Here is a 9,122-nt window from a genome sequence, read left to right on the forward strand (position 1 = left end):
GCATCAGCCCAGGTAACCGCCTTTCCCCTTCCATGAACAGAATGTCGTTCTGTATGGTCGCGGCTATGAGGGGCTTCTACGAGATCGCAACGGCCGATCCCGGACGTGTCGCCGTCGTCGCGGGCGACAGCGTGACCTACGGCGAGCTGCACGATCGGGTCAACCAGGTCTCGTACGGCCTTCTGGCGCGCGGTACCCGGCCCGGCGACACGGTCGTGACGGTCCTGTCCAACGGGATCGACGCGATCACGATGATGCTCGCGACATACCAGATCGGCGCCTATCACATCCCGGTGAACTGGCACTACACCGCCGAGGAGATCGGCTACATCATCACCGACTGCGCCGCACGGGTGGTGGTCGGCTCCGAGCGGTACGGGCACGCCGTGCCGGGCGGGTTCGTGGAGACCGGTGCCCTCGCCGAGGGGCAGCCGACCACCCCGCCCGAGGAACGCAGGGCCGGGTCGATGATGCTCTACACCTCGGGCACCACCGGCAGGCCCAAGGGCGTACGGCGGCGGCTGATCGAGTTGACCCCGGAAGGCCTCCACCCGATCCTGATGCGCAAGAGCTGGCGGCACTTCGGACTCGAATCCGGCGGGGTGCACCTACTACTGTCGCAGCTCTACCACTCCGCGCCGTACGGGCAGACGATGATGGCCCTGCACTTCGGCCACACGGTGGTGGTGACCGAGCGGTTCGACGCCGCGGAGACACTGGCGCTCATCGAGCGGCACCGGGTGACCAACGCCTTCATGGTGCCGACCATGTTCCACCGGCTGCTGGCCCTGCCCACCTCCGTCAGAACAAAGCACGATTTATCGTCGTTAACACGTCTCTTTCACGGCGCCGCCCCCTGCCCGCCCGCCACCAAGCAGGCGATGATCGACTGGCTCGGCCCCGTGCTGTGGGAGTACTACGGCTCGACCGAGGCCGCCGTGGTCACCATGGTCTCCTCGGCGGAGTGGCTCCAGCGGCCCGGTACGGTCGGCCGGGCCATCGACGGCATGGAGTTCACCATCGTCGGCGACGACGGTGACGAGCTCCCGCCCGGCGAGCCGGGCCTGGTCTACATCGGCGGCATCAACCGCTTCGAGTACCACCAGGACCCGTCCAAGACCGCCTCGGCGATGCGCGGTCGCCTCTACACCCCCGGCGACATCGGCTATCTGGACACCGACGGTTACCTGTTCCTCTGCGACCGGCGCACCGACCTGATCATCTCCGGCGGGGTCAACATCTACCCCGCCGAGATCGAGGCGGTGCTCCAGGAACACCCCTCGGTGGCGGACGTCGCCGTGATCGGCGTCCCCGACCCCGAATGGGGCCAGCGCGTCGTCGCGCTGGTCCAGCCCTCGGCGGACGCCGTGCCCGGCGCGGACCTCACCGGCGAGTTGCTGGCCCACTGCGCGGCCCGGCTGGCACGCCTCAAGCACCCCCGGGTGATCGAATATCGCGACCGGCTGCCGCGCACCCCCACCGGCAAGCTCAGCCGCAGCGGCCTTCGCGAGACGTATCTTCCTGCCTGAGCTGGGAAGATACCCATGCATGGGACGATCAAAGACAGGCGTCGCGTTGCTTGCGACCGCCGTCATGACGCTCGCGGGCTGCGGCCAGGACATGAGTCTGCAACCACCCGGGGCGGCCGGCTCACCCAGCGTCTCAGCGAGCACCTCCCCCGGTGCCTCCGCGGGAGGCTCGCCCGGAGCCACACCGGCTCCCGGAAGCGGCCCCGGTTCCCTGGAGGCCGCCTACGAGCAGATCATCACCAAGGTGCTGCCGTCCATCGTGCAGATCACCACGGGAGAGAGCCTCGGCTCCGGGGTCGTGTACGACACCGCCGGGCACATCATCACCAACGCCCACGTGGTCGGGGGCAGCAAGCGGTTCGAGGTCACACTCGCCACCGGGGGCACCCCCCGGACGGCCAGACTGATCAGCTCGTTCGAGCTGGGCGACCTGGCCGTGATCAAGGTGGACGACCCGACCGGGCTGAAGCCCGCCGTCTTCGGCGACTCCGCAGGGCTGCGTGTCGGCCAGATCGTGCTGGCCATGGGAAACCCGCTGGGCCTGTCCGGCAGTGTCACCAGCGGGATCATCTCGGCGCTCGGCCGCACCGTCAACGAACCCTCGAACGAGACCTCGCCCGGGGCGACGATCAGCGGGGCCATCCAGACCTCCGCGCCGATCAATCCGGGCAACAGCGGCGGCGCCCTGGTCAACCTCTCGGGCGAGGTCATCGGCGTGCCGACCCTGACCGCCGTCAACCCCGAACTCGGCAACGCCCAGGCCGCGGGCATCGGCTTCGCGATCCCCTCCAACACCGTCAAGGACATCGCCACGCAGATCATCAGGGACGGCAAGGTCACCAACACCCACCGGGCCGCGCTCGGCGTCGTGGTACGGACCGTGATCGACATGAGCGGGGAGCCCGCGGGCGTCACCGTCGTACGGGTGCTGAAGAACAGCGGCGCGCAGCGGGCGGGGCTCAAGGCCGGAGACCTGATCATCTCGATCGACGGCACGCCCACCCCGTCGACCCAGGACCTGTCGACGGTCCTGTCGTCCCTCAAGCCCGGCGAGGACGCGAAGGTCGAGATCCTGCGCCCCGACGGCTCAAGGACCACCCTCTCCGTTCCCCTTGAGGAGCTGCACGGGAGCTGAGCCGGGGCGGGACCGGGCTCAGCGGGACCGGGCTCAGTAGGGCAGGACGCGATCGCTGAAGGACTTGGCCACGAAGGGCGCCTTGAACTTGGGGAAGGCGATCGTCTTCACGTCGCCGTCGGAGGTGTAACGCTCGTCGGCGTTCGCCTTCAACCAGTCGAGCCAGGCCACGGAGCAGAACTTGGCGCAGTCGCCCGTCTTGTCCATCGAGCGGATGCGCGGGATGCCGAGCGGGTCGAACTTCTTGTTGAACGGCGACAGCGCGGGGGTGTAACCGGCGAGGAACACACCGCCGTAGTTGTAGGAGACATCACCCGAGGAGCCCTTGAGACCCCACTCCTTGGTGTCGGGCTGGTTGCCGTACGGCAGCGCCAGCGTGACCGGGGGCGTCTTGATCAGCCCGGTGATGAGCCGGTGGCCCGCCGCCACCTCCGCGTTCACCGCCTTCTTCTCCTTGCCCCGCAGGTTGAGGTGGTCGCGGGTGTGGTTGCCGATGTCGAAGCCCTTGTCGGTGAGCCAGAGGAGCATCTGCGCCCCCTCCTCGGGCGTCTGCTTGCCGAACATGTCGCGCGTGACATAGAACGTGCCGACCGGGCGGAAGCCGGGGTGGGCCTTGGCGACGCTCTGCAGGATCGCGACCGCGGTGTTCGGCCGGGGGACGCCCGTCCCGTCCAGCTCGAACTGCGAGGGTGAGGAGTCGTCGAAGGTGAGGACGACGGGGTGCTTGCCCGCCGGGATGTCGATGCGCCCGGTGACGAACTCGGCCGCGGTGACGGGCACGTAGTCCTCCCTGGCCAGCCGCTCCAGCTCGGTGCGGAACTGTTTGGGAGTGCGGTCGTCCTGGGTCGCGGGCTTGTCGACCACCCGGTGGTACATCAGAACGGGGACCTGACCGAGCTCGTTGGCCTTGACCTTGGCGGCGGCCGCCGTCCTGGTCTTGAGGAGGTTGGCCTGCGAGGCCGCCGCGGCGGCCGACGCCTTGGCCGCGGCGGCCAGCTTCGCCTTCTGCTCGTCGGCCTCGTCCTGTCCCGATCCGCACCCGGCCAGCACGACTCCTGCCGCGACGACCACCACACCGGCCCTGCCTATTCTGAGACGGCCCATCGAATCCTCCAAGCGCGCTGACGATACGCTTCTCATCCCCCTCTGACCTGCGGGTTGACCTCCGCCACTGGCAAAGGTTCGCGCCGGAGCCACTTTCGGCGACATCGCGCGGGCCCTGCCCTTTCCGCGTCGCACCGGCCCCGCCCAGAAGGGGCGTCCGCCGCGGGAAATCGATCGGCAGCGGGATTCTCACCCGGTGTGGAAGCCGCGAGTGACAGGAGTCGTCCGGTATTTAGCGGTGTTACCGATGACTAATTTTATTGACCATTATTCAATAATTCAGTCACGCTACCGTTGACCTCCCGCTATTTCGCGCCTACCGTCCGGGCATCCGAGCGGGATCCGGACGGCATCGCGAGGAGGAGAGATGGCGGAGCGACTGAGGGGCCGCGGGCTTCTCGGCGAGATGGCGGCCGAGTTCACCGGCACCATGGTGCTGATCCTGTTCGGGGTGGCGGCGGTGGCCCAGGTCGTGGCGGCCGGGGTCGGTGACCACGACAGCATCGCCTGGGCATGGGGGCTCGGGGTGACGCTGGGCGTCTACGTCTCGGCGCGCACCAGTGGCGCCCACATCAACCCCGCCGTCACCGTCGCGCTGGCCGCTTTCAAGGGCTTCTCCTGGCACAAGGTCCTGCCGTACTGCCTGGCGCAGACCGCGGGCGCGTTCGTGGCGGCGCTCATCGTCCGCTTCAACTACGGCGAGGTGCTGGAGAAGGCCGACCCCGGGCTCACCATCAAGACCCAGAGCGTCTTCTCGACCCTGCCGGGCAACGGGTCCCTGCCCGTCGGCACCTGGGGCGCCTTCCGCGACCAGGTGATCGGCACCGCCATCCTGCTCCTGCTCGTCTTCGCCCTCTCCGACGCGCGCAACACGGCGCCCATGGCCAACCTCGCCCCCTTCGTGATCGGCCTGGTGGTCGTGGCCATCGGCATGGCCTGGGGCAGCAACGCCGGCTACGCCATCAACCCCGCCCGCGACTTCGGACCGCGGCTCGCCTCGTTCCTGACCGGGTACGAGACCGCCTGGCAGGACCAGTACGGGCAGCTCTACTTCTGGGTGCCGATCGTGGCACCCCTCATCGGGGGGCTGATCGGGGCGTTCCTCTACGAGATCCTGGTGGCCGGATTCCTTCCTTCCGAGGAGACCGGCCCCGAGGTGGGGCGCGTAACGCCCGAAGACCCGCGCCACCCCTGAACGGGCGCGCGGCGACCGCGGGTAAGAACAAGCAGCAGATCCCCCGGAGAGTCTCACCAAGGAGGCACCACGCAATGCCTGACTTCGTCGGAGCGGTCGACCAGGGCACGACGAGCACCCGTTTCATGATCTTCGATCACGGCGGCAACGAGATGGCCCGGCACCAGCTCGAACACGAGCAGATCCTGCCGCGGGCGGGGTGGGTCGAGCACAACCCCACGGAGATCTGGGAGCGCACCAGGGCGGTGATCGAGACGGCGCTGAACAGGGCGGGCCTGGTCGCCGCCGACCTCGCCGCGCTCGGCATCACCAACCAGCGCGAGACCACGGTGGTCTGGAACCGGACCACCGGACGCCCGTACCACAACGCGATCGTCTGGCAGGACACCCGCACCGACCGGATCGCCTCGGCCCTGGACCGCGACGGCAGGGGCGACGTCATCCGCCACAGGGCGGGCCTCCCCCCGGCGACGTACTTCTCCGGCGGCAAGATCCAGTGGATCCTGGAGAACGTGGACGGGGTACGCGAGGCGGCCGAGGCCGGAGAGGCGATCTTCGGCAACACCGACACCTGGCTGCTGTGGAATCTCACCGGCGGTACCGACGGCGGCGTGCACGTCACCGACCCCACCAACGCCAGCCGCACGATGCTGATGGACCTGGAGACCCTCGACTGGGACGACGAGCTGCTGTCGTTCTTCGGCATCCCCCGCCGGATGCTGCCGGCCATCGCCCCCTCCTCCCACCCCGGTCTGTACGGCACCACCAGGAGGGGCGGCCCGCTGCGTGGCGAGGTCCCGCTCTCCGGTGACCTGGGCGACCAGCAGGCCGCCACCGTCGGACAGGTCTGCTTCGAGGTGGGCGAGGCCAAGAACACCTACGGCACCGGCAACTTCCTGCTGCTCAACACCGGCACCGATCTGGTCCGCTCGAAACACGGCCTGCTCACCACCGTCTGCTACCGCTTCGGTGAGGAGCCGCCGGTGTACGCGCTGGAGGGTTCCATAGCCGTGACCGGCTCCGCCGTGCAGTGGCTCCGCGACCAGCTCGGCATCATCTCGGGGGCGGCGCAGAGCGAGTCGCTCGCCCGGCAGGTCGAGGACAACGGCGGCGTCTACTTCGTGCCCGCCTTCTCCGGCCTCTTCGCGCCGTACTGGCGGTCGGACGCCCGGGGCGCGATCGTCGGCCTGTCGCGCTTCAACAACAACGCCCACCTCGCGCGGGCCACCCTGGAGGCGATCTGCTACCAGAGCCGCGACGTGGTCGAGGCGATGCGGCAGGACTCCGGCGTCACCCTCGACGTCCTGCGGGTCGACGGCGGCGTCACCGCCAACAACCTGTGCATGCAGATCCAGGCCGACCTGCTCGGCGTACCCGTCTCCAGGCCCGTGGTGGCCGAGACGACCGCGCTGGGGGCCGCCTACGCGGCGGGGCTGGCCGTCGGCTTCTGGAAGTCGAAGGACGAGCTCAAACAGAACTGGCAGGAGGGCCGCCGCTGGGAGCCGCAGTGGTCCGAGGAGCAGCGGACCGTCGGCTACGCCGGCTGGAAGAAAGCAGTCGAACGCACCCTCAACTGGGTCGACGTGTCCTGAACGCCCCGCTCCACGCACTCCGACGGCCGGGGACGCCTCCCGTCCCTCCCGCCGCCCCTGACCGGTGGGCCCCCTCGGGCATCGGGCACACCGGTCACCGTCTGTGTCCCGTCTGCGTCCCGTCTGCGTCCCGGTCAGGCTCCGGCGAGCAGCTTGCCCAGCCGCTCCACCGTGGGCCGGGACTCCACGTGGAGCCGGGAGACGTCCAGCCCCTCGTCGGCGAGCACGACCAGCAGCGCCTCCTGGCGGATGGCGTAGACGACGATGTATCCGCCGCGGCAACGGGTCACCACCTCAAGAAGCTCCCCCATGCCCACCTCGTAGCCCGTGCGTTTTCCCAGCCCCAGGGTGGTGGCGGCCAGCGCGGCCAGCACCTCGGGCCGCGCACCGTCGCTGTCGGCCGCGACGAGCAGCCCGTCCACCGATGCGACGGCCGTCTCCAGCACGCCGGTCACCTGCTCGCGCAGGATCTTCAGCTCGGCGAGCACCGCCTGCTTGCTCATCAAATACCTCCAGCGTAGAAGCGGCGCGGTGCCACTCGACGAGTTCTTCTCGGAAATCTGAGCGGGCGCAGCCTGTGCGGCGGCCGTTCCACGGTCCGCCCTTCCCCGGCGCCCTCATCCACCCGTGAGATCAGGGGCGTCCGCCTCCCGCGGAGGCAGGGACCTGAGGGCGAGGATGGGACGGGGCAGGGCCGGTCCTCCTCCGGCGGGGGCCAGTACTTCATTGATCTTGCTGGTACCCGGGCGGCGGCGGGGCAGCCGGGCAGCCAGGTCCTCGTGCTTTCCGCCAGGTTCGGGGTCGGGGGCGGCTCCGCTCGGCGCGACCTCGGGGCCGCCGAGGTCGAGCACTCCCTCCTCGACCATTCTGGCGATCTCGCTCATCACGGCGAACAGGCCCTTGCCCAGTACGAAGGCGATGTCGCGCGGTGTCCTGCGGCCGTTCGCCCGTTCCAGCACGGCGCGGCGGATGCGGTCGGAACCGAGCATCGTGGGAACGGGGGTGGCCGGGGGCACCGGCCTGACCCGCATGGACAGGTCGAGCCGGCGCCAGCCGGCCACGTGCTCCATCCGGCGGGCGGTCTCCCGCGCGAGCCGTTCGGGTCCGACGCCCGGCAGGACCGGCAGCAGCGGCAGGTGGTCGTCGGGTCCGGCCGGTTCCGCGACACACGACTCGACGCCGTAGAGGATCATGGCGAACACCGCGTCGAAGAGGGCGGCCATGCACACCGCCTCCAGGCCCGCCTCACCGATGACGCCGCGCTCGACGAGTTCCGCGGCCAGCCGGTCCGAGGGGGCACCGACCGCGTACGCGTCGGTCCAGTCCCTCTCCGATACCCGGCCCGACCGCAGCAGCAGCGACTCCGGGCCGGGTGCGGCCGGTGTCGTGGCGGCCACCACCAGGCCGTTCCTGATCCACAGGGTCCCTCCGGGGCCGCCCTCAACGCGGAGCACGCCGGAGAAACCCTCCCGCGAGAAGCCGAGCAGAAAGCTTCCCATCTCGCCCAGAACTCCCGGCTCCCCGGTGGTCACGCCGTCATCCCGCCCTGCGGAAGGGAACGGTCCACCGCCCCGTGGGCCGGCCTCGGCCGGGTCATGGCAGACGACGGCACGGGGTCACCTCTGGTTCCGCTCGCGGAGGCCGCGTCGTTCACGTACGTGACGTGGATCGGCCTTCACCACTGTGTTTCCTCCATCTGTCCCGGCAGGCGCCGCCCAGCCTGGGAAGGATGCCGCCGCACGCGCCCCTGGGACGGGCCGGGAGGCGTCCGGGCACGGCAGACCTCTCACTCCGCGGACGGGACAGGTCATGCCCTCGACCACAGGATGGAGTTCCGGGTACCCCCTCGGATGAACCGGTCATCCGTTACTACACCATATTGCACTTCACTAACGGTAGTGGGTGAGTGTACTTTACGTATCTACCGCCACAGATGACCTCGTTCGCACGTCCGATAACTCCGTCCGGCGAGGCGACGCCCGTACCGGCCCCCCTGAGAAAGAAGCTCATGAACATCGAAACCGCCCTCAAGGAAGCCATGACGATCGACGGCTCGGTCGGCGCGGCACTGGTCGACTACGAAAGCGGCATGTGCCTCGGCACGATCGGAGGAAGCCGCGATCTGGACCTGGAGGTGGCGGCGGCGGGCAACACCGAGGTCGTCCGTGCCAAGGTCCGGACCCTGTCGGCGCTGAACGTCAACGACTCCGTGGAGGACATCCTCATAACGCTGGCCAGGCAGTATCACATCATCAGGCTGCTGGCCGACAGCGGCGGCCACACCTTCCTCTACCTGGTGCTCGACCGGGACCGTGCCAACCTCGCCCTGGCCAGGCACCACCTTCGGCGCATCGAGAGCTCGCTCACCATCTAGGCCCGGGAGAACCACCGCCGGGTGCGAAGGGAATCCCGGCGCGCGAGTCCGCCACATCCGGCGGCCGCGCCTCCGGCGAGGACGAGGACGAGGACGAGGACGAGGTCACCGTGCTGACAGCGGACGCCCTGCATGAACGAAGGCCCGCATGAACGAAGGGCGGTCGGGGGGGGGGGGGGGGGCCCCCCCCCCC

The 9,122-nt window shown here is 69.4% G+C and carries 8 protein-coding genes; 5 read left to right on the forward strand and 3 right to left on the reverse strand.

Annotated features, from left to right (window positions below; genetic code table 11):
• Positions 1-65: 65 nt before the first annotated feature.
• Positions 66-1,529: an AMP-binding protein gene (locus ABZU75_RS11145; protein ID WP_355552033.1), complete on the forward strand. Its 1,464-nt coding sequence runs from the start codon at positions 66-68 to the stop codon at positions 1,527-1,529.
• A gap of 19 nt (positions 1,530-1,548) precedes the next feature.
• On the forward strand, positions 1,549-2,664 hold the full coding sequence (locus ABZU75_RS11150; protein ID WP_355552036.1) for a trypsin-like peptidase domain-containing protein: 1,116 nt from the start codon (positions 1,549-1,551) through the stop codon (positions 2,662-2,664).
• Between the two features lie 33 nt (positions 2,665-2,697).
• Here the strand turns inward: ABZU75_RS11150 and ABZU75_RS11155 are convergent, their stop codons facing one another.
• Positions 2,698-3,768 (reverse strand): polysaccharide deacetylase family protein, encoded by a 1,071-nt coding sequence (locus ABZU75_RS11155; protein ID WP_355552039.1) that lies wholly within the window; start codon positions 3,766-3,768, stop codon positions 2,698-2,700.
• A gap of 367 nt (positions 3,769-4,135) precedes the next feature.
• Between ABZU75_RS11155 and ABZU75_RS11160 the strand changes: the two genes are divergently transcribed.
• Together ABZU75_RS11160 and glpK are read left to right on the forward strand one after the other, a co-directional pair.
• Positions 4,136-4,963 carry an MIP/aquaporin family protein gene (locus ABZU75_RS11160; RefSeq protein WP_355552042.1) on the forward strand — a complete coding sequence of 276 codons (828 nt, stop codon included), beginning with the start codon at positions 4,136-4,138 and terminating at the stop codon, positions 4,961-4,963.
• Between the two features lie 74 nt (positions 4,964-5,037).
• Positions 5,038-6,555 carry a glycerol kinase GlpK gene (gene glpK, locus ABZU75_RS11165; RefSeq protein ID WP_355552045.1) on the forward strand — a complete coding sequence of 506 codons (1,518 nt, stop codon included), beginning with the start codon at positions 5,038-5,040 and terminating at the stop codon, positions 6,553-6,555.
• 134 nt (positions 6,556-6,689) lie between these two features.
• Here the strand turns inward: glpK and ABZU75_RS11170 are convergent, their stop codons facing one another.
• Both ABZU75_RS11170 and ABZU75_RS11175 read right to left on the reverse strand, forming a co-directional pair.
• Positions 6,690-7,058: a roadblock/LC7 domain-containing protein gene (locus ABZU75_RS11170; RefSeq protein ID WP_355552048.1), complete on the reverse strand. Its 369-nt coding sequence runs from the start codon at positions 7,056-7,058 to the stop codon at positions 6,690-6,692.
• A 114-nt stretch (positions 7,059-7,172) separates the two neighbouring features.
• Positions 7,173-8,087 (reverse strand): hypothetical protein, encoded by a 915-nt coding sequence (locus ABZU75_RS11175; protein WP_355552051.1) that lies wholly within the window; start codon positions 8,085-8,087, stop codon positions 7,173-7,175.
• 476 nt (positions 8,088-8,563) lie between these two features.
• On the opposite strand from ABZU75_RS11175, the gene ABZU75_RS11180 reads away from it, so the two are divergent.
• Positions 8,564-8,929, forward strand: coding sequence for a hypothetical protein (locus ABZU75_RS11180; protein WP_355552054.1), 366 nt, complete (start codon positions 8,564-8,566; stop codon positions 8,927-8,929).
• Positions 8,930-9,122 lie beyond the last annotated feature (193 nt).

Origin of the sequence: Streptosporangium sp. NPDC005286, from assembly GCF_040607515.1 — a bacterium.
Classification (GTDB): domain Bacteria; phylum Actinomycetota; class Actinomycetes; order Streptosporangiales; family Streptosporangiaceae; genus Streptosporangium.

Bases quoted from the DNA above. Each gene is read 5' to 3' on its own strand.
- ABZU75_RS11170 (WP_355552048.1), bottom strand. From the start codon at position 7,058: ATGAGCAAGCAGGCGGTGCTCGCCGAGCTGAAGATCCTGCGCGAGCAG.
- ABZU75_RS11160 (WP_355552042.1), top strand. From the start codon at position 4,136: ATGGCGGAGCGACTGAGGGGCCGCGGGCTTCTCGGCGAGATGGCGGCC.
- ABZU75_RS11155 (WP_355552039.1), bottom strand. From the start codon at position 3,768: ATGGGCCGTCTCAGAATAGGCAGGGCCGGTGTGGTGGTCGTCGCGGCA.
- ABZU75_RS11150 (WP_355552036.1), top strand. From the start codon at position 1,549: ATGGGACGATCAAAGACAGGCGTCGCGTTGCTTGCGACCGCCGTCATG.
- ABZU75_RS11180 (WP_355552054.1), top strand. From the start codon at position 8,564: ATGAACATCGAAACCGCCCTCAAGGAAGCCATGACGATCGACGGCTCG.
- glpK (WP_355552045.1), top strand. From the start codon at position 5,038: ATGCCTGACTTCGTCGGAGCGGTCGACCAGGGCACGACGAGCACCCGT.
- ABZU75_RS11145 (WP_355552033.1), top strand. From the start codon at position 66: ATGAGGGGCTTCTACGAGATCGCAACGGCCGATCCCGGACGTGTCGCC.